This window comes from Paenibacillus sp. W4I10 (genome assembly GCF_030816325.1).
Taxonomy (GTDB): domain Bacteria; phylum Bacillota; class Bacilli; order Paenibacillales; family Paenibacillaceae; genus Paenibacillus; species Paenibacillus amylolyticus_B.
In genome coordinates, this window is record NZ_JAUSXX010000001.1 from 5,900,202 (window position 1) to 5,920,610 (window position 20,409).

Below are 20,409 nucleotides of genomic sequence, written 5' to 3' on the forward strand. Positions count from 1 at the left end.
ATGGAGAGAAAGGGATGGGATCGACATGAATAACAATCCTGGGCGTTCTTTGGACAAAAAAGTGGATATCAGTATCGTTGGTGACGGCAGTTCTGCTGGGGGCGTGTACGGCAAGGTCAAGGTCGTAGGGGACGCATCCTTCAACGACAATTTATCTTGTGATCGATTCAAATGTACGGGTACATCGGTCATATACGGATCGCTTGAATCCACAGATATTAAAATTACGGGAACCCTTACTCTGACAGAGCGAGAGGCCAGCAACGATGTTGAGGATGGAATCCAGGCACCTGGCATGCATGCCAAAGCTGAGCATATCAAAGTGGTCGGTGAGCTTCATCTGTCAGGGGATTGTCAGGCGGAAAATATCAAGCTGAACGGACGGTTGACAATAGCCGGGATGCTCAGCGCTGAACACATGACACTCAAAATCATGGGTCCATCCGAGGTCAAGGAAATGGGCGGTTCCATCATCTCGGTGAAGAGTGGCAGGTTAAATGACTTGTTTACGGGGAATAAATCAATTCTCAAGGCACAGATTATCGAAGGTGACAATATTGAATTAGAAAATACCGAGGCCGAGATTGTACGTGGCGATAAAATAAAAATCGGTCCTGGCTGCCGGGTCGGTACAGTGGAATACCGTTCATCTCTGCAAATTCATCCGCAATCGGAAGTTTTGCTGCAAAGCAATCGGTCCTTGGACTGATTAACGAAAACTTCTTTTCGGATATACTAATGCAGTCATATGAATAGAGCGTGAATGGAGAGATTGAGTACAATGGTTGCACGTAAAAACAGTATTGGATTGGTGCTGGCAGGGTTACTGCTCAGCATACTAATGGCTTCAATGGATAACACCATCGTGGCAACAGCTATGGGGGACATTGTCGGGAAGCTGGGTGGGCTCGACAAGTTCGTCTGGGTTACCTCCGCGTACATGGTGGCTGAGATGGCAGGGATGCCGATCTTTGGTAAGTTATCCGATATGTATGGACGGAAGAAGTTTTTTGTATTTGGTATTATTGTGTTTATGCTTGGATCAGCGCTGTGCGGAACGGCAACGTCTATTGTGGAATTGACGATGTACAGAGCGATTCAGGGTATTGGTGCGGGTGCCTTGGTGCCGATTGCCTTTACGATCATGTTTGATGTCGTAGCACCAGAATCTCGTGGTAAATTGGGTGGATTGTTTGGAGCGGTCTTCGGTCTGTCCAGCGTCTTTGGACCACTGCTTGGTGCTTATATTACTCAGTATGCGACATGGGAATGGGTATTCTATATCAACCTGCCACTCGGCTTGATTGCATTTGTGTTTATTGCATTCTTCTACAAAGAGTCTCATCAGCATCAATCCCAACAGATCGACTGGCTGGGTGCAGTAACGCTGATCGGCGCTGTAGTGTGTTTGATCTTTGGTCTGGAACTGGGCGGCAAAACGTTTGCCTGGGGTTCGTGGCAGATTCTTGGCTTGTTTGCCGGATTTGTAGCACTAGCGCTACTTTTCCTTTTTGCAGAAACAAAAGCCAAAGAACCAATCATCTCCTTCGGCATGTTCCGCAACCGGGTCTACTGGTCCAGTAACGTTATTGGGATGTTCAGTGGTGCAGCGTTCATTACAGCATCCGTGTACATTCCGATCTTCATACAGGGGGTACTTGGTGGCAAAGCGACCAACTCCGGTCTTGTGCTACTGCCCATGATGCTTGGGTCCGTTGTGACGGCGTCCCTGGGCGGGGTGTTGATGACCAAAATCAAGTATCGCAATATCATGATCCCTACGTTGGCCTTACTTGTCATTGGACTTGGATTGCTGACTACGTTGGATGAGAATTCATCCCTTTGGACGATACGTATCTACATGGTGATGGTTGGTCTGGGTGTCGGTGCTTCGTTCTCCGTACTTAGCAATGCAGCCATGAATGCGTTTGAACCGCAAAGACGCGGTGCGGCGAGTTCCACACTTAACTTTTTGCGGTCCCTCGGCATGACGATGGGCATTACGATCTTTGGTATCGTACAGAGCCAGGTATTTACGCGTAAAATGAACGATGCTCTCGCTGGTTCAGCTGCGGAAGCAGGCGGTGCTTCAGCGGGTGGCGTGCCTCAGGGAGTGGATCTGACCGATCCACATGCGTTGCTCTCACCAGAACTCAGACAGGCGATTCCGCCTCAGGTGCTGGATAGCATCACACATGCCCTGTCTTCTTCCATCGTGCAGTTATTTGCCTGGGCTGTGATTCCGGCTGCACTCGCGTTGGTCGCTTCCTTCTTCATGGGAAAAGAGAAGATGGTTGTAGGCGAAGAGCAAGGCGAATACACTGGCGGTCACTAAGCCGTTATGCAGTAAACCGTAAGTTACAGTAGTAAAGCTAATCTTAGCTTGGTAAAACTCGAATAACTTATCTTGAAAATGTAGAGACACACTTCTCGCCTATCCTCAAAAGGGACGTGAAGTGTGTCTTTTTGTTTTCGTGTGATCAGCTTATGCTTATCCATGAATTACGGAAGGACCTTTTTTGTGCCATTCCGTGATCTGTAAGTTGTCGGTTGCTTTGAAAAAAATTAAGGCTGTTTCGTATCGCTGATCCCGTCCTCAACCACAGAAGGTTCTTGTGGATCGGGCAGGCTGCTATGACCGGAGCGGGCAATTAGACGATTTTGAGCTTTGTACGTGTCCCGTGTAATCGTTTTGGATTCGACCACTTTGCCGTCCAGCCTCTTGGTTCTTACCGTCTCCACAATATATCCAGGCTGTCCGTCTTGCAGCACCTGCTGTGCACCATCAGGCAGTACCGTACTGGATACATATTTTACCGGAACACTTAATGTTTCAATGGTGCGAGATTCAAGTGCATAGCTGACATTCTCCGGGAATGTGCCGAAAAATTTCACCATCAATTGGTGGTTCTTTACCTCTGCATGAATGAGTAAGGATTTTCCAGTATTGTTCTTGAAACGAAAGTTGATGGCTCCAGAGGCAAAGGTGGCATCCAGTCCTTTCGGTAAATACTTGACCGGTAGGGAGTGGTTGCGACGCTCAATAATATCAAGACCCGTCAATAGCGCTGCGTTATACACTGTACTAGATACTTGGCAGATCCCCCCGCCAATTCCGGGGGTTAGTCTTCCATTGACAATGACCGGAGCTTCACGAAACCCATACTCCTTTTCAGCTTTACGGACGACCTTCTCATAATCGAATGTGGCATCCGGTGGTAAAATCATGCCGTTAATCGCTTCCGCCGCTGCGCTGACATTATGTATCCGGCCTTCACTACTATTGCCCAGACCCGTGGAGAACTGGATGATCTTTCGGTCAATGCCTTCCTGGCGTAGCGAATCAAGGGTTACTTCAGGCTTCAGCGTATACAGTGGTACCTGAATTAGCAATGGGGTGGGTTTCTCATCCGGGCTCAGTACACTGAGGTCCCTGTGCAACTTCGTCTGAATGAGATTTGCGAGTGTATCCCAATCAATACGGCGGACACCCTTTTCCGGGATATACTGCACTTTGTCACTTGCGGTAATGCGTCGAACAGCGTTGGCGGGTGTACCGAAGGTTTCTTTTTCCCAGGCAGGGCTGAGATGTTCGTGAAGTGGTTGTAAGTCGTAACTCATATCGAGAGAGAACTCTTTCGGAAAATGATAACGTGCATAAGCGCGTTCCCACAGGTTACCTTCCTCCAGCTGCTGTATCGCGGTTTTCAAGCTGTTAACGTTGTAGCTCACCCCCACCTGAGCTGCGGTATACGACATCGTCTGGGGGTTGGGTTCAGTCACTTCAAAGGTGACAGGCCAGTCCTCCAGCTTTTGGATCTGTTCATGCAATTCATGCAATACGTTCTTGCGATTCTTCCCCTCCAACAGCATGCCGCCAACATGAACATCTTTGGGCAGGGCAGGTTGATTCACATACATATACAGCAATCCATAAGACGCGGAGCCGATCAAGAGGATAGAGAATAGAACAATGACCGTTAAATGTATTTTTTTCATAACCGTACGCTCCTTTATACTTCTGTTGTTCCCGACTTTGTAACACTTTCTATATATATGATCCAATGCAGGAAAACTTTCGGGTACTCAATAGGTAACAAATTTGTTACAATAAACTTCATATGAATCCATGCTTCACCATTGAAACAGGAACGAAGTGGATTTTTCCCTGATGAAATTCAGGTCTTTTTAAAGGAAATGCCGGGATTGTGTCGAAATGATAATGGCTAACTATGCGAGCAGGAAGTGATGATGTGATAGAAATGCAGGACGTGTGGAAGACCTACGCCAATGGGACCCACGCATTACAAGGGGTGTCGGTGAAGATCGACCGCAATGAATTTGTCTATATCGTCGGTCCGTCCGGCGCAGGTAAATCGACATTTATGAAATTGATGTACAGAGAAGAAGTTCCGACCAAAGGACAAATATCCATTAACGGATTTAATATTGGTAAGTTGAAGCCAAGAAAGATTCCTTATGTACGTCGTAACATCGGCGTTGTGTTCCAGGATTTTCGTCTGCTGCCACGAATGACAGCATTTGAGAATGTGGCATTTGCGATGGAAGTTATTGAAGCGCCGAAGCGTCATATCAAAAAACGGGTGATGGAAGTGCTCGACTTGGTGGGACTGCGGAGTAAGGCAAATCGCGAACCTTCACAGCTCTCGGGTGGAGAACAGCAACGTATTGCCATTGCACGGGCTATCGTCAATAACCCGTCGGTTATTATCGCGGACGAGCCTACAGGGAACCTCGATCCGGAGACGTCATGGGGGATTATGCAACTGCTGGATGAGATTAATTTCCGGGGGACAACCATTGTTATGGCGACCCACAACAAAGATATCGTAAACACGATGCGTAAACGGGTAATCGCCATTGAACGTGGACAGATTGTACGGGATCAGATGAGAGGGGAATACGGTTATGAATTTTAGTACTCTCTTGCGCCATCTGCGGGAGGGATTCAAAAACGTATTCCGCAACGGCTGGATGTCTGTGGCCTCCATCATGTCCATTATTGTGTCGCTGCTGATTCTTGGTGTGTTTATGTTGCTGGTGCTCAATGTGAACTCCATGGCGAATCAGGTTGATAGCCAGGTGGAGATCAGCACGTTCCTCGAACTGAATGTGGACGAGAACCTGCGTAACACACTGGAGCAAGAAATCAGCGCGATGCCTGAAGTAAGTGAGATTCGTTTTGTTTCCAAGGAAGAAGGACTCAAGGAGTTCCGTGAGCGTCTTGGAGAGAGTGCAGATAACGTGCTTAGCGGTTTCGATGTGGACAACAACCCACTGCCGGAGACCATTGAAGTTGAGGTCATTGAACCGGAAACCGTCACTTTTGTGGCGCAAAAAATCGAAGCTTTGAACGAAAAACACCCGGAGAAGCCGATCATGAAAGTGAACTACGGCAAGGAAACGGTGGAAGTGTTGTTTAAATTCACGAAACTTGTTCGTAACATCGGATTTATTTTTGTCGGGGGACTGGGTCTCATGTCCATGTTCCTGATCTCTAATACGATTCGCGTAACGATTCTGGCACGTCGCCGGGAGATCGGAATTATGAAGCTGGTTGGCGCAACCAATACCTTTATTCGCTGGCCTTTCTTTATTGAAGGTGCACTCATTGGATTTATTGGCTCGGTCATTACGGTTGGTGTGCTGTTTGTTGGATACAGCCAGTTGATGAAGACGATTGGTCAGGATGTCTTCATGCAGATGCTTAACTTGATTCCGCTCGGCGAAATCTGGTTGCTGTTTGGAACACTGTTGATTGGACTCGGTGTGCTGGTAGGTATTTTGGGAAGTACACTTTCCATTCGGAAATCACTCAACGTTTAATTTTGTTTTCAACGATCGAATTGCAGAATATGTCGAAAAGAATGGTAAAGCAGGTTCATTAATGGACGCTGTTTGACGATATGTAGGAAAGACGGAGTCTTTTAAGATTGAAGAAAGCAAAGAACATGCTGTTCACCACCTGTGCAGGTTGCTTTCTTGTGAAATCATAGGATGGGGGATCATCATTTTGAAAAAAACCGCTTCGCTGCTGGCCTTTACGTTATTGGCCAGTTTGACGCTTCAACCTTCTGACGGATATGCCAAGAGTAGCATCAGCGATATTGACCAACAGATTCAGCAACTGGAGAGCAAGGCGGCTTCTGCCAAGCAGGAGCAAAAAAAAGCGGCTTCCAACAAAAAGGAAGCACAGCATTACAAGAACAAAACCAACGCTTATCTGAAGGTTGTCATGGAACAGATCAATGTCGTTAGTGATGAACTGGCGAGTGTATCCTTGCAGATCGAGAACACGGAGGAAGATCTCCGTACAACGAAAAAAGATCTGCAAGCGGCAGAAGAACGCATTGTTGCAAGGGAAAAATTGTTGGAGTCACGCGTGCGCCTGATGTATACGGACGGTGCTGTATCCTATCTGGATGTATTGTTGTCCTCTACTAGCTTCACTGACTTCCTGACCCGTGCGGATTCACTCAAAACGATTGTGGATCAGGATCAGCATCTGCTGGATGAGCACAAAGCGGACAAGCAACTGGTCGTGGACAAAAAGGCAGAATTGGATGTGCAATATGCGGAAGCCAAGAGCCTGTATGCACAGAAGAAACAGCGCAAGTCCCAATTGAATGAAAAAGAAGCGGAAAAGCAAGTGCTTCTCGCTTCATATGATGCTAAGATTGAAGAATCAGAAGAGCTGACACAAGAGCAGGAAGATGTATTGATGCAGATTGCCAGCAAACGTTCGGCACTTCTTCAAGAGAAAAATAAATTGCGTGAACAACAGGCTGCAGCCGCAGCCAAAGCAAAAGCCGCAGCCGCCGCTCGGGCGAAAGCTGCAGCCAAGACGCCAACCAGAGTCAGCTCGGATAGCAGCAGTGAGGTCACGTATTCATCGGGGAATGGTATTTTCTCAAGACCGGTATCTGGCGGACGTATTTCTTCTCCATTCGGTCCCCGTACCCATCCAATTACGGGTGTAGTAGGTAAGATGCATAATGGTGTTGATTTCGCTGTTCCTGTGGGAACCTCTGTTTATGCTGCTTCTGGCGGGATCGTAATTATGGCTGAATGGTATAGCGGTTATGGCTATACGGTTATTGTGGACCATGGTGGCGGACTATGGACGTTATATGGTCACTTGCGCGAAGGTGGATTCAAAGTCAGCAAGGGGGACACCGTGAGCAAAGGTGATACCATTGCTGAGTCAGGAAACACAGGGAACTCTACTGGACCTCACTTGCACTTTGAAGTGAGAGATAACGGTACCGCTGTAAATCCGATGAACTATTTGTAATTATTGCTCCATCGTTCGAATGGAAAAAACATATTCCGTACAAGCTAGACATATAATAAGCTGGCATGTTCAGGGAATGGATTCTGGCAACAATGGAATCGGACACGCTTCAAAACTAAAGGCGGTGACAAACGGATGATGAAGAAAAGATCGGCGCTACTGCTTGTCATTGTGGGTCTCCTGGGTGGTAGTTTGCTAACCCTGGTACTAATGACTTACCCGGGAATAGCAAACCAAACCACAGCTGGCGAAGGTTTGCTGGCTAGTGTAACCGGCAATACACAGCAGAAGAACGATTTGAAAAAGATTGAAACTGCGATGGATTTGATCTCAAGCAACTATTATAAAGACGTGGATCAGACCAAATTGATTGACGGTGCGATCAACGGCATGATGGAATCGCTTGGTGATCCGTACTCCAACTATATGGGGCAGGAAACGGCTGCTCAGTTTGAAGAGTCGATCGAAGGTTCATTTACCGGTATTGGCGCAGAGGTATCCTCACAGGATGGAAACGTTGTTGTTGTTTCCCCGATCAAAGGATCACCTGCCGAAAAAGCGGGTATTCGTGCGAAGGACATGATTATGTCAGTCAACGGCGAATCCCTGCAAGGGTTGGAACTGAACAAGGCTGTTAACAAAATCAGAGGTCCCAAGGGCAGTGAAGCGAAGGTACAGGTCAAACGTGCCGGATCTTCCGAACTGATTGAGTTTGTTATTGTACGGGATGACATTGATCTGGAGACCGTATATGCTCACATGGAGGATGGCGGAATTGGCGTCATTGCCATTACTCAATTCTCTTTGAATACAGGCGATCGCTTCAAGGAAGAGTTGGCGAAGCTTGAGAAGCAGAACATGAAAGGTCTGGTCATCGACGTACGGAATGACCCAGGCGGTGTATTGCAAGTCGTTATTGATATTGCTGAACAGTTTGTTCCTAAAGGCAAGGTTATTGTGCAAGTCGAAGACAAGAACGGCAAAAAGGAACAAAGCAAGTCCAATGGATCAGCCAAAGCTTATCCAGTCACAGTCCTGATGAACAAAGGCAGTGCGAGTGCGTCGGAGATTTTGGCCGGTGCATTACAACAGTCAGCAGGTGCGAAGTTGATTGGTGAAAACTCCTTTGGTAAAGGAACCGTACAGACGAGTTATGACAAGCAGATGGGTGACGGCAGCTTGCTGAAGATCACCATTGCCAAGTGGCTCACTCCGAACGGAGACTGGATTCATGAAAAAGGAATCAAACCGGATATTGCGGTAGACCAGCCGGATTATTTCTCGGTGGCACCGATTAACAAAGAGAAGTTACCACTGAAATATGACAGCAATAGCACGGATGTGAAAAGTGCGCAGACGATGCTGAGAGGACTCGATTTCAAACCGGATCGTGTGGATGGATACTACGACCAGAAGACGGAAGAAGCGGTCAAGGCATTCCAGAAGCAAAAAGGCATTCAGGCCACAGGCCAGATTGATGAGAAAACCGCTGAATCACTGGAAGCGGCTCTGATTGAACGTATTGCCAATCCTCAATATGATGCACAGCTGAAACGCGCGATCGAAAATGTCTCAAAGGATATTTCGTCCGCTGTGTCGAAGCCATAAAGAAGGCTGATTCTCAGCCTTCTTTTTTTCTGAACCGGCTGAAAGAGAGGGGTGACCGACCACAATGGAATGGGTATGGCCGTGGTTAACTACATTAGGGGAAGCTTTGTTGCAGTTGTTTATTCAGCCGTTTTATTATATTGCGGTGATCCTGATTGCGCTGATCTATCATCGTCAGTTACTGCAGGAGCGTAAATTGTTTCATGTTCGTTTGCAAAGCTCGATAACACAGACGATTCGTGCCGTGCTCGGAGGCATACTCATTGGTACCATCGTCTCGATTGTGTCCCTATTCCTCGGTGCACATCTTACACTGGGAAGTCTGATATGCATATGGGCTGCAACGCTAGTTCTATCTTTGTTCCGCATCCGGTATCTGTGTTTTGCTTATGCAGCCGGGTTACTGGGTGTGCTGCAATTTGGTTTAAATCTGGCTTCAGGCTGGCAGCCATCGGGTTGGATGGGCAGTATCACGGAGGCACTACGTACCCTGGATATGCCTGCACTGCTTGTCCTGGCGGCGCTTCTACATATGGGTGAAGCCCTGTTGGTACGCATGCAGGGGGTATCGATGGCATCACCACTTCTCTTCGAGGGAAAACGCGGGAAACTGGTTGGTGGATATCAACTGCAACAGTTCTGGGCCATTCCTCTACTGATTCTTGTCCCTGTCACAGGCAGTGGCGCGGAACTGGCTTGGAATCCACTGATGAATGCAGGTCATAGTTATATGCTGGTTGCATTGCCGATTATGCTCGGATTTGGTGAGATAACGCAGAGTATGCTTCCGGGACAAAAGGTGCAGATCTCATCAAAGCGGTTGATGATATACGGGGCAACTTTGCTCGTGTTCAGTTTGCTTGCTGCATGGTGGTCTCCACTCATGGTGGTTGCTGCGCTGATCGCTTTTATTGGACATGAATTTCTGGTATGGTACAGCGCGTTTGAAGAGCAAAACCGGAGTCCGGTATTTGTCCATCCGCAGCATGGGCTGAAGGTATTGGCTGTTATTCCGGAGAGCCCTGCTGCAGATTTGGGGATTGAAGCAGGAGAGACATTGTACAAGGTGAATGGTAAGTTGGTTCATTCGCCGGAAGAGTTACATCGTGCTCTGCGGATGAACCCGGCTTTTTGCAAACTTGAGGTTCGCAATCATCAGGGAGAAAGCAAGTTCATGCAACGAGCGATCTATGAAGGGGAGCATCATCAGCTTGGGGTCATTATGGCACCGGACAATCACGAGGTTTGGGCGATTCGGTTACGTCCACTGACGCTGTTCCATGTCATTAATCTCAAATTGTTTGCCCGTCTGAAAAAACCACAAAGGGACGAAGCTCCATTGGCGTTACCGCCAGCCCCAGTTACCAGTGACAAAGGGTCTATTGAGATGTAACTAAGCATACATGATGAAGTATGTTCCATAAATCAAGCAATGAAAAAGGTATTTCCTAACGCCGTCACAGGCAAGGGAAATACCTTTTTTGTTATTGTTTTAACATAAAGATGGCGATTTGAGTCCGATCACGCAAGCTCAGCTTGCCGAGAATATCTGTGACGTAGTTTTTGACCGTGCCTTCACTGAGGAACAATTTGGCGGCAATTTCCTTATTGGATAAACCCTCCGATATGGCCTCGGCAACCGCCAGCTCCATACGTGTCAGTCCATAGGCTTCGATTGGGTTCTGTGTCAGGGGAATCGCAGCAGGACGAAGAAGGCCTGCCAATTTGCGGGCTATATCCGGATGAATTAACATATCGCCGTTATGTACGGTCTTGATGCCTTGAATGATCCGCTCGGGTGGAACATTTTTGAGCAAATAACCGCTTGCTCCATCCTGTAATGCCTGAATAATATACTCATCGTCGTCAAACGTAGTCAGCATGAGCACCTGGATTTCAGGAAAACGTGACTTGATGCGTTTGGTACCTTCAACTCCATCACATTCCGGCATCCGAATATCCATTAAAACCACGTCCGCAGGCGTCCCTGCTTCAAGCAATTCCAACGCTTCCTGTCCATTTGAGGCTGTACCTGTAACGCGAATGCCGGAGTCCAGTCCGAGCAGCACTTTCAGGCTCTCACGAATGAAGTAATCATCGTCTGCGAGAATCAGCCGGATAAGTGAGAGCTGGCCTGAATCATTCTTGTTGTTCACATCATTACGTTCGGACATGAGAACATTCACTTCCTTTTTTCAGAGTATATCCATCTGGTTCGTTAATGGAATGCGTGTAATCACTGTATACGGATAAGCAGATTGAATCTCCAGGACTCCTCCCACCATTTGTGTGCGCAGAAGCATGCCTTCCTGTCCTATGCCATTTCGCTTGGAAGAATGGGGATTGATTTTGCCATCATTACTTACACTCATACAGACTTCCTGATCCCCGAATACCAACTCCACAGTGATCGAAGAAGCATTTCCGTGTCGCAGGGCATTGGTCAAGGCTTCTTTGGCATTTTTGAACAGAACGATTTGTATGCTGGGATACAGCACATGGGATGGGCCATGAACTTCATAATTTGTCTTCACGCCAGTATCTCTACCCACTTCCTCTAGGAGACGATCCAGGGCGTAAGCTTCGGATACATAGGAATTAGGTTGCAGTTTGTGCAGTGTGCTGCGCATATCATCCATACTATCGGCCAATTGATCGCGAATCTGTCTCACCATTTCCGTTCCTTGTTCCATATTCAGGGGAAGGGTCACCAGGGCGGCTTCCGCCATCATTTTGGTGCGAATCAGTCGATGCCCGATATCGTCATGAAGCTGTCTTGAGATACGGGTACGTTCCTCTGCCTGAGCCGCTCCTTCAAGTTGCTTTGTAAATAACAGGAGCTGCGCACGCGCTTCTTGTAGCTCGTAATGTTTGCTGCGAAGTTCGTCATAGACTTGTTCCAGTTGTCCGCGGCTGTTCGCCGTTCTTGATCCCTGCCAGGACAGAGCCGCTGTGATGAGCAGAAGCAGGTTGCCAAGAACCATCGCAATTGTCTCTGTGGAGAGTAATGTAGTGGCGGTTGCATTTAGTGTGGATAACCCTAGCTGTGATGCCTGTGGGACAGCATAATGCCAATGCAAAGCGACATTGTTAGCGACAAGCTGAATTGCAAACATCAACCATCTCCGACTTCCCTCCAGTCTGTATATATACACGTAGAGCACGGATAAAGAGAGGAATAGCAGAAACGGTCCATACGAAGCAATCAGCCAGCAGCTCCAGAGTATTTCGGCCAGAAGCAACAGCCATTGCTGTGTACTTGAACGGTTGAAATCTTTCCAAACGGAGAGTCCAAGCGCGATGATGATATGCAGGGTGTAGACGGCTTCGTTTTCCAAGGGCAACATCAACATGTACAGTACTGCTGGAACGATAATTAATCCATATTGCAGAAACCGCATCGGCATATGTAAGTGACATCCTTTATATAAAAAGTGGAGTAGAAAATCTCTCGGTAATGCGCCCTTGATTATACCATAAGCAGCATTCGAATCAGGAGATGACTTAAGTCACCTTCGATTCATGACTTTTCGTACCTTCGCGACAGATTGCGATCCGTTACAATAAAATTATGAAATCCAGCGGCGGAAGCCGAAACGGAAGAGGGGCGTAAAAGGGATGGGTATACTTGAAGTGGATCATGTAGTAAAACGATACGGCAGCAAGCTGTCCGTGGATCATTTGAACCTTAGTGTTGGCAAAGGCGAAATTTTTGGATTGCTTGGTCCCAATGGAGCAGGAAAAAGTACCACCATCAGCATGATTGCAGGGCTCCTGAATATGGATCAGGGTGAAATCAGATTAGATGGTATATCGGTCAAGGAGCGCCCGCTTGAAGTAAAGCGCAAGATCGGACTCGTTCCGCAGGATCTGGCTTTATACGAAACCATGTCTGCTGCGGAGAATGTGACCTTTTTTGCCAGACTGTATGGACTGCGTGGAAAATTGCTTAAGGAAAGAGTGCAGGAGTCTCTTGAATTTGTAGGGTTGCAGGATAAAGCAAAGGATGCCCCCTCGACCTTCTCTGGCGGTATGAAGCGCAGGTTAAACATCGCATGTGCGATTACACATCGCCCGGATTTAATTATCATGGATGAACCGACAGTTGGCATTGATCCGCAATCTCGGAATCATATTCTTGAATCGGTACGGACACTCAACAAGATGGGTTCAACGATCATATATACAAGTCATTACATGGAGGAAGTGGCTGCGATTAGTCACCGGGTTGCGATTATGGATCAGGGGCGAATTATTGCCTGTGGGACTGAAGCAGAGCTGAGAGAACGGGTAGCATCGGAGGAAAAAGTAGTGCTCTCCACTTCCGGTATCGGTCCCGACGTCGTGGAAGAACTGAAACTTCACCCCCGCGTGCGGATGGTAGACGTTTCAGAGAATACACTGACCATTACGCTGCCTTCGGCACAGCAGGATCTCCAGGATCTGCTCTTCATTTGCAGCAAACATGAAGTATCCATTCAGTCGCTCAAGGTCGAAGAGCCGGATCTGGAAACGTTGTTCCTCAATCTGACCGGGCGTACGCTTCGGGACTAGGGGGAACAAGAGATGAATATATGGCATATTTGCATCTTTGAATTAAGGCGTATTCTTAAGATTCGATCTGTAGTGTTAAACCTGTTCATTCTGCCGTTGTTACTTATTTTCATATTGGGCACGGCCCTTTCCAGTACGATGGGTACGGCGGAGGATGTTATTCCGGATACTGTACGTGTGGGAATCATCCATTTGAGCACTGATTCGGGCGGAGGATCAAGTACGGTTAATCAAGCGCTGGATACATTCGTTGAATCCCCGGAAGTGGCTGAGATGGTCAAGGTGCAGAACTTTACGACTGAAGAAGAGGCCGTTCATTCGCTGCGTACCGGCAAGCTGGACTTTGCTGTAATGATTCCTTCGGATTTTGAGCAAAACGTGATGATGGGGAAAGAGGCCAGGTTACAGTGGATACGTGGAAAGGACAGCAAGCTCAATATCTTGGGTGAAACCTTGTTCACACGTTTTACGGATGAATGGAACCGACAGATGGCAATTACCAAAGTGTTAGGTCCGGAAGTGATAGCTGCCATGGCTTCTTATTCGGAGTCTAGTGCGGTGAGTTCCACTTCCATTACTGTTATCAATCCCGGAAAAACAGGCACGGCCTACAGTGCCTCCCAATACTATGCAGCATCCATGCTGGCAATGTTCATGTTGTACTCGGGTATGACAACCAGTACCAGCCTTTTTGGAGAGCGGGATAACCGAACGTTGATCCGCCTTCAGGCAGCGCCGATAGGTAATGGAGTTATTTTCGCTGGCAAAATAGCAGGTAATAGTCTGCTCGCTTTTTTGCAAGCAACAACGATTATACTTATGACGTATTGGTTCTACGGTGTAGATTGGGGAACGCATCCTTGGTATATTGTGCTCACTTGTCTATGTATCACATTGGCATCCATGACCCTTGGTGTGATCGTGGCATTGGTATGCAAAAGCTCGGCATCAGCCAGCGCAACCATCCAAGGTATCATCGTTACAATGACATTCATTAGCGGTGGGTTCACGCCCATTCCGATTGATTTTGTACAACGGATTAGCGAATTTACGGTCAACCACTGGGCGCTCCAAAGTTTTCTGAGAATGATGCTGGATGCACCTGTACGAGAGATTGTATATAGCATTCTGATGTTAGGCGTGGTATGCGCTGTATTACTGTTCATCTCAGGATTGATCTATAGAAAGGCAGGATATCGATATGAATAGTCTACACATCGCCTGGTTGATGATTAGACGTACACTTGGCCGTAAAATGGGCTTCATTACGTTTCTGCTTCTGCCTTGCCTGGTGGTTACAGGAGCGGTTGCTCTTTTTGGAAGCGAGCAGAGTGCACGTACTGTTATTCCCTATGTCAATGAGGATGGAGGGGTGGCAGGGACATGGATGATTCATGAACTTGCTGGCAAAGAGGAGTATCTGCTCAAGCCGATGAACAACCAGGCAGAAGTGAAGGAAGCTATCGCTCAGCAAAAAGGAAGTTCTGGCATCATCATTCCGGCACATTATACGGAGGATCTGTTACAAGGAAAGCCAACCGAAATTCAATTGGTGGAACTGCGTATTAGTGAAAGTTCCTATACCCTACGAGCAGCAGTTGAAGGTTTGACGAGCGGATTGCAACAATCTGCTTCAGCTGTTAAGGTGGCGGCAGGTCCTGTCTCAAGTGAGACTGACATACTAGAGAGCACACGGAAGCCGTTTGAAGAGCTTTTACAGGAGATAGGAAAGCATCAGGTTGCTGGTGAAGTCACCGCTCTGCAGATCTATCCCAAGCCAGGCCTGAACAATGTGACTGGATTTACAATCATGTTTATGATGGGGCTGCTGACCAGTGCAGTGGCTGTGATCATGGAAGATCGCAGGAAACGTACGATGGCCAGAGTATATACGGCACCCGTCCGTGCATATGAGATTGCGCTTGGTAATTTCCTGGGTAGCTTTGTCATTGGTATGATTCAGATTGTGATGGTTCTGGGAGTCAGCAGATGGCTGCTGCATTATGATGCCGGTATTCCTTTTGGCATTCATTTCATGATATTGGCGGCATTCATGCTGGTCTCCATGGGAATCGTAAGTACCGTGGCAGGATTAATCCGTAATCCCAAAAATGCCAACATGCTGAATTCACTTGTCATTATGCCAACTTGCATGATAGGTGGTTGTTTCTGGCCGATCTCGTTGATGCCGGATTATATGCAAAAGCTCGCCAACTTTGTTCCACAGAAATGGGCGATTCAGGCGGTGGAAACGATCTCTGCTGGCGGTACATTGTCGGATATCACATTGCCGCTATTGATTTTGTTTGGCATGGCTGCCATTTTGCTGACTGTAGGCTCTGCGATTCTACGTCCTAGCCAGCCAGGAGTAGAGGCATAAGGTTATACGACATAAAAAAAGTACGCTCTGCTGAATTGAATTCAGTTAGAGCGTGCTTTCTTTGCATAAGTAATGATGCATTATGTGAGATATTGATGATTAAGGTTGGAGTTGACGCAGGACAGTTATTTCAACCCTACGGTTCTTTTGTCTTCCGGCCGCTGTGGTGTTGTCACCCGTTGGGCGAGTATCTGCATATCCGGCATACTGGAAGCCGTCCGGGTTAAGCTTCTCTGTATCCAGAAAAAATCGTAATACAGACAGTGCGCGTTCCCCGGAAAGCTGCCAGTTATCGGTATAGGCGGAGTTTGCTCCCACAGGAATGTTATCGGTATGACCCTCAATGCTGACAACGGTATTTAGATCACGGAACAGGCTAGCAAGTTTACTGAGCGTCGGCGCTGCACCGTCCTTTAGAGCGGCCTGTCCCTGGTCAAACAGGAAGCGGTCACTAAGTGTAATGGATAGGCCCTGTGGCTTGTCCGCAACAAAAATCTGATTTTCCAGTTTATTATCCTCGATATATTGGGTAATCACATTGAACAGATTTTGCAATTCCTGCTCCTGCGATCTGAACTGTTCTTCCCGTTCTGTGAGGGGCTTGTCATCATCATCTGGTGTTACAGTCCCGGAGTCGGAAGGGTTTCCTTCACCTTTTGAAGAATCTTCACCTTGAATTCCGGATGGTGGAGTCTCTGTAATCGTCTGTCCGGGTTTCTCACCGAGTCCCTCACCAAGCTCAAGGACAGAGTCGGACGCATTGAATGTATTTTGTAACGATTGAGTAACGACATCATATTTACCGGAATCCAGATTGCTCATGGCGTACATGATGACAAAAAAGATCAAAAGCAGCGTTATGAGATCGGCATAAGTAATCATCCAGCGATCCCGATGATCGATTGTTTCACGTTTTCCGCGCCGTTTACTGCGCCGACTCATCCAATCCCTCCTTTGCTAGGGGGCGTATATGCTGACGATGCGTAAGGGTGAAGGACTCCAGTCTTTTGCGTACAAGCTGGGGATTCTCACCGTTCTGAATGGCAAGTACACCTTCGAGAAGCATTTCCATGGTCTGCACTTCATCGGCACCTCTGGATTTGATCTTGGAGGCAATGGGCAAAAAGATAAGATTGGCACTGGCGACCCCATACAGGGTTGCGGTAAAGGCAACAGCAATGGCAGGTCCGAGTCCGGTTGGATCGGTCAAACTGCCAAGGACCTGAATAAGTCCCATCACGGTTCCGATGATCCCCATGGTTGGGGCGTAACCACCAGCAGATTCGAATATTTTGGCGTAGCCCTCATGTTTTTGTTCAATCGAGTCGATCTCCATCTCCAGGATCTGGCGAACCACATCCTGATCGGTACCATCAACAACCATCTGAATACCATCTTGCAAAAATGGATGCGGATGATCCATAACCTTGCGTTCCAATGCAAGTACACCTGAGCGGCGCGCGATTGAAGACATCTCCACCAGTTCTTCAACCCACAAGCCTGAATCATTATTGTTACGTCCAAAAGCCATACGCAGGGCAGCTGGAATCGTACGAAGGCGATGCGCCGGGAAACTGGCAACCACAGCAGCAATCGTTCCACCGAATACAATTAAAGCAGCCGTTTTTTGCAGGAGACCAGACAATTGGCCGCCTTCCCACAAAAAACCGCTAATGACTGCGGCAATTCCGGCAATAATACCGATAAGTGTCGCAATATCCATAAATTAACCCACTCCTATCTTCATTTCACGTTTGCATCACTAAAACGAACGAGGTATAATTAAACGGGAACAAATATTCCTATTACTATAAGTTTTCCCATATGAAAATTCGGGGAACTTCGACAATATATAGTGACTATTATTTTAGACGATAGGGTGAGATACGGCAATGAGCGATATTATAATGAGCGACAAAACGTTCGAAATCGAGTCAGAGTTTTCTCCCCAAGGTGATCAGCCTGCAGCCATTAAAGAATTGGTGAAGGGTGTTCAGGAGGGGAAGAGGTACCAGACACTGCTGGGTGCAACGGGTACGGGTAAGACGTTTACGATAGCCCAGACGATAGCCCAACTGCAACGTCCGACGTTGATTATTGCACACAACAAAACGTTGGCAGCGCAGCTTGCAAGTGAGTTCAAAGATTTTTTTCCTAATAACATGGTTGAGTATTTCGTTAGTTATTACGATTATTTTCAGCCAGAAGCATATATCCCGTCCTCCGATACGTATATCGAGAAGGATTCAAGTATTAATGAAGAGATCGACAAACTGCGGCACGCAGCGACAAGTTCGTTGTTTGAGCGCAGGGACGTCATCATTGTAGCGAGTGTTTCCTGCATTTATGGTTTGGGTTCACCCCACTCGTATTCAAGCATGTTGCTGTCACTTCGGGTAGGCATGGAGAAACCGCGGAATCAGATTTTGTCCCGTCTGGTAGAGATCCAGTATCAGCGGAACGATATTAACTTTGTGCGGGGTACGTTCCGTGTTCGTGGGGATGTTGTTGAGATTTTCCCTGCCTCCAAGGGTGAACATGCAATTCGGGTTGAATTGTTCGGTGATGAGATCGAGAAAATTACGGAGATTGATGTTTTAACCGGAGAATTGATTGGCGAACGTGAACATATTGCCATCTTCCCGGCGTCTCACTTTGTAACGCAAGAAGAGACGATGAAGGTTGCGCTGGTGAACATTGAGCGTGAACTGGAGGAGCGTCTTGAAGTGTTGCGTGAACAGGGGAAACTGCTGGAGGCTCAGCGACTAGAACAGCGCACACGGTATGATATCGAGATGATGAAGGAAGTTGGATTCTGTTCGGGGATTGAGAACTATTCCGGTCCACTGACTTTTCGCGAACGCGGCGATACCCCATATACACTTATGGATTACTTCCCGGATGACATGTTGATCGTGGTTGATGAGTCTCACGTGACTCTGCCACAGATCCGTGCGATGTATAATGGTGACCAAGCGCGGAAGACGGTATTGGTTGAACATGGTTTCCGTCTACCGTCAGCGCTGGATAATCGTCCGCTCAAATTCGAAGAGTTTGAAGGCAAGATGGATCAGATTATTTATGTATCAGCAACACCAGGCCCGTATGAGATCGAGCATACCGATACGATGGTGCAACAGATTATCCGTCCAACCGGATTGCTTGATCCAATCATTGAACTGCGTCCAACCAAGGGGCAGATTGATGACTTGATCGGTGAGATTAATGACCGGATTGCCAAAGATGAGCGTGTGTTGATTACAACATTAACGAAGAAGATGTCCGAGGACCTGACGGATTATCTGAAGGAAGTTGGAATCAAGGTTCGTTATCTGCACTCCGAGATCAAAACATTGGAACGGATGGCGATTTTACGTGATTTAAGGTTGGGCGTTTTCCATGTCCTGATCGGAATCAACTTGCTCCGGGAAGGTCTCGATCTGCCCGAAGTTTCCCTCGTCGCTATATTGGATGCTGATAAGGAAGGATTCCTGCGTTCCGAACGCTCACTGATCCAAACGATTGGTCGTGCAGCACGGAACAGCGAGGGTCGCGTTATTCTATATGGTGACAAAGTGACCGATTCAATGGATAAGGCGATAAAGGAAACCGAGCGTCGCCGTGCAATTCAGATCGAGTACAACGAGAAGCATGGAATTACACCACAGACCATTCGCAAAAAAGTGCGTGATGTGATTGAGGCAACCAAAGTTGCCGAATCCAAGAAAGACTATCTCACAGGCGCAGCCGAGAAGATGTCGAAGAAAGATCGCCAGGCGCTTATTCAGCGCCTAGAGGTAGAGATGAAAGATGCAGCCAAAAACCTGCAGTTTGAGCGTGCTGCCGAGCTTCGCGATGCGTTGCTGGAACTTCGCGCTGAATAAGATACAGCTTATTCATATGCTCCAATAAAGATGGATCTGTAACAAGAGAACGGCCAATTGGCCGTTCTCTTGTTGAGTAAGGAAATCGTTGATATCTACCGATAATAAGAGATGTTGAAATCTTGAAATCAGGTCTATACTGATAGAAATGTTGAAATTGGTTAAAAGGTTTATAGGAAAGCAATCGGGAGTCGTGTCCCTCTGGGAGTCGAGAACGCCATGGTGTTGACCTCGGAGCCGAGCCAAAGGCAATGGCGACCTGACGCGATCAATGCGAAGCCGAGAGCGCCCTGGTGTTGACCTTGGAGCCGAGCCAAAGGCAATGGCGACCTGTCGCGACCAAGGCGAAGCTGAGAGCGTCCCGGTGTTGAACTTGGAGCCGAGCCAAAGGCAATGGCGACCTGACGCGATCAAGGCGGAGCCGAGAGCGTCCCGGTGTTGAACTTGGAGCCGAGCCGAAGGCAATGGCGACCTTGTCGCGACCAAGGCGAAGCTGAGAGCGTCCCCGGTGTTGACCTTGGAGCCGAGCCAAAGGCAATGGCGACCTGACGCGATCAAGGCGAAGCCGAGAGCGTCCCGATGTTGACCTTGGAGCCGAGCCGAAGGCAATGGCGACCTTGTCGCGACCAAGGCGAAGCCGAGAGCGTCATCTCGCAGTAGAGCGGCCG

General features: G+C 47.8%; 16 protein-coding genes. 11 read left to right on the plus strand and 5 right to left on the minus strand.

Going from position 1 to position 20,409, the window contains the following annotated elements; translation table 11 throughout:
* The first annotated feature begins 25 nt into the window (after positions 1-25).
* Together QF049_RS26450 and QF049_RS26455 are read left to right on the plus strand one after the other, a co-directional pair.
* Positions 26-709 (plus strand): hypothetical protein, encoded by a 684-nt coding sequence (locus QF049_RS26450; protein WP_307541825.1) that lies wholly within the window; start codon positions 26-28, stop codon positions 707-709.
* Between the two features lie 72 nt (positions 710-781).
* Positions 782-2,335 (plus strand): MDR family MFS transporter, encoded by a 1,554-nt coding sequence (locus tag QF049_RS26455; protein WP_307543440.1) that lies wholly within the window; start codon positions 782-784, stop codon positions 2,333-2,335.
* Between the two features lie 230 nt (positions 2,336-2,565).
* On the opposite strand, the gene QF049_RS26460 is transcribed toward QF049_RS26455, so the two are convergent.
* Positions 2,566-3,999, minus strand: coding sequence for a VanW family protein (locus QF049_RS26460; protein ID WP_307541827.1), 1,434 nt, complete (start codon positions 3,997-3,999; stop codon positions 2,566-2,568).
* Between the two features lie 254 nt (positions 4,000-4,253).
* Here QF049_RS26460 and ftsE point away from each other — a divergent pair, with 254 nt between their 5' ends.
* From ftsE to QF049_RS26485, 5 genes are all read left to right on the plus strand, one after another.
* Entirely contained in the window at positions 4,254-4,940 is a 687-nt protein-coding gene (gene ftsE / locus QF049_RS26465) for a cell division ATP-binding protein FtsE (protein ID WP_024631580.1), read from the plus strand.
* Positions 4,930-5,847 carry a permease-like cell division protein FtsX gene (ftsX, locus tag QF049_RS26470; protein ID WP_091013078.1) on the plus strand — a complete coding sequence of 306 codons (918 nt, stop codon included), beginning with the start codon at positions 4,930-4,932 and terminating at the stop codon, positions 5,845-5,847. Before ftsE ends, ftsX begins: the two co-directional genes overlap by 11 nt.
* Before the next feature lie 187 nt (positions 5,848-6,034).
* Entirely contained in the window at positions 6,035-7,315 is a 1,281-nt protein-coding gene (locus tag QF049_RS26475; protein WP_307541829.1) for a murein hydrolase activator EnvC family protein, read from the plus strand.
* Between the two features lie 135 nt (positions 7,316-7,450).
* Positions 7,451-8,923: a S41 family peptidase gene (locus tag QF049_RS26480; protein ID WP_074096593.1), complete on the plus strand. Its 1,473-nt coding sequence runs from the start codon at positions 7,451-7,453 to the stop codon at positions 8,921-8,923.
* Positions 8,924-8,987: 64 nt separating this feature from the next.
* Entirely contained in the window at positions 8,988-10,316 is a 1,329-nt protein-coding gene (locus QF049_RS26485; protein ID WP_307541832.1) for a PDZ domain-containing protein, read from the plus strand.
* A gap of 91 nt (positions 10,317-10,407) precedes the next feature.
* Here QF049_RS26485 and QF049_RS26490 read toward each other — a convergent pair whose 3' ends face one another.
* Both QF049_RS26490 and QF049_RS26495 read right to left on the minus strand, forming a co-directional pair.
* Positions 10,408-11,097 (minus strand): response regulator transcription factor, encoded by a 690-nt coding sequence (locus tag QF049_RS26490; protein WP_307541834.1) that lies wholly within the window; start codon positions 11,095-11,097, stop codon positions 10,408-10,410.
* Positions 11,098-11,118: 21 nt separating this feature from the next.
* Entirely contained in the window at positions 11,119-12,330 is a 1,212-nt protein-coding gene (locus QF049_RS26495) for a sensor histidine kinase (protein WP_307541836.1), read from the minus strand.
* A gap of 211 nt (positions 12,331-12,541) precedes the next feature.
* Between QF049_RS26495 and QF049_RS26500 the strand changes: the two genes are divergently transcribed.
* The 3 genes from QF049_RS26500 to QF049_RS26510 are packed head-to-tail and all read left to right on the plus strand — an operon-like array spanning position 12,542 to position 15,857.
* Positions 12,542-13,477 (plus strand): ABC transporter ATP-binding protein, encoded by a 936-nt coding sequence (locus tag QF049_RS26500; RefSeq protein ID WP_036667718.1) that lies wholly within the window; start codon positions 12,542-12,544, stop codon positions 13,475-13,477.
* Positions 13,478-13,489: 12 nt separating this feature from the next.
* On the plus strand, positions 13,490-14,686 hold the full coding sequence (locus QF049_RS26505) for an ABC transporter permease (protein ID WP_307541838.1): 1,197 nt from the start codon (positions 13,490-13,492) through the stop codon (positions 14,684-14,686).
* Complete coding sequence (locus QF049_RS26510) at positions 14,679-15,857, plus strand: ABC transporter permease (RefSeq protein ID WP_307541840.1); 1,179 nt, start codon at positions 14,679-14,681, stop codon at positions 15,855-15,857. The genes QF049_RS26505 and QF049_RS26510 overlap by 8 nt, the downstream gene beginning before the upstream one ends.
* A 99-nt stretch (positions 15,858-15,956) precedes the next feature.
* On the opposite strand, the gene QF049_RS26515 is transcribed toward QF049_RS26510, so the two are convergent.
* On the minus strand, positions 15,957-16,799 hold the full coding sequence (locus tag QF049_RS26515) for a flagellar motor protein MotB (protein ID WP_210109182.1): 843 nt from the start codon (positions 16,797-16,799) through the stop codon (positions 15,957-15,959).
* Entirely contained in the window at positions 16,783-17,580 is a 798-nt protein-coding gene (locus tag QF049_RS26520) for a flagellar motor protein (protein WP_036612388.1), read from the minus strand. Before QF049_RS26520 ends, QF049_RS26515 begins: the two co-directional genes overlap by 17 nt.
* A 169-nt stretch (positions 17,581-17,749) precedes the next feature.
* Here QF049_RS26520 and uvrB point away from each other — a divergent pair, with 169 nt between their 5' ends.
* Entirely contained in the window at positions 17,750-19,741 is a 1,992-nt protein-coding gene (gene uvrB, locus QF049_RS26525) for an excinuclease ABC subunit UvrB (RefSeq protein ID WP_091013102.1), read from the plus strand.
* The last annotated feature ends 668 nt before the right edge of the window (positions 19,742-20,409 follow it).

Excerpts from the sequence above, each read along its gene's own strand:
- QF049_RS26520 (WP_036612388.1), bottom strand. The coding sequence starts at position 17,580 with ATGGATATTGCGACACTTATCGGTATTATTGCCGGAATTGCCGCAGTC.
- ftsX (WP_091013078.1), top strand. The coding sequence starts at position 4,930 with ATGAATTTTAGTACTCTCTTGCGCCATCTGCGGGAGGGATTCAAAAAC.
- QF049_RS26500 (WP_036667718.1), top strand. The coding sequence starts at position 12,542 with ATGGGTATACTTGAAGTGGATCATGTAGTAAAACGATACGGCAGCAAG.
- QF049_RS26480 (WP_074096593.1), top strand. The coding sequence starts at position 7,451 with ATGATGAAGAAAAGATCGGCGCTACTGCTTGTCATTGTGGGTCTCCTG.
- QF049_RS26495 (WP_307541836.1), bottom strand. The coding sequence starts at position 12,330 with ATGCCGATGCGGTTTCTGCAATATGGATTAATTATCGTTCCAGCAGTA.
- uvrB (WP_091013102.1), top strand. The coding sequence starts at position 17,750 with ATGAGCGATATTATAATGAGCGACAAAACGTTCGAAATCGAGTCAGAG.
- QF049_RS26450 (WP_307541825.1), top strand. The coding sequence starts at position 26 with ATGAATAACAATCCTGGGCGTTCTTTGGACAAAAAAGTGGATATCAGT.
- QF049_RS26505 (WP_307541838.1), top strand. The coding sequence starts at position 13,490 with ATGAATATATGGCATATTTGCATCTTTGAATTAAGGCGTATTCTTAAG.
- QF049_RS26485 (WP_307541832.1), top strand. The coding sequence starts at position 8,988 with ATGGAATGGGTATGGCCGTGGTTAACTACATTAGGGGAAGCTTTGTTG.
- QF049_RS26490 (WP_307541834.1), bottom strand. The coding sequence starts at position 11,097 with ATGTCCGAACGTAATGATGTGAACAACAAGAATGATTCAGGCCAGCTC.
- QF049_RS26515 (WP_210109182.1), bottom strand. The coding sequence starts at position 16,799 with ATGAGTCGGCGCAGTAAACGGCGCGGAAAACGTGAAACAATCGATCAT.
- QF049_RS26460 (WP_307541827.1), bottom strand. The coding sequence starts at position 3,999 with ATGAAAAAAATACATTTAACGGTCATTGTTCTATTCTCTATCCTCTTG.
- QF049_RS26510 (WP_307541840.1), top strand. The coding sequence starts at position 14,679 with ATGAATAGTCTACACATCGCCTGGTTGATGATTAGACGTACACTTGGC.
- QF049_RS26455 (WP_307543440.1), top strand. The coding sequence starts at position 782 with ATGGTTGCACGTAAAAACAGTATTGGATTGGTGCTGGCAGGGTTACTG.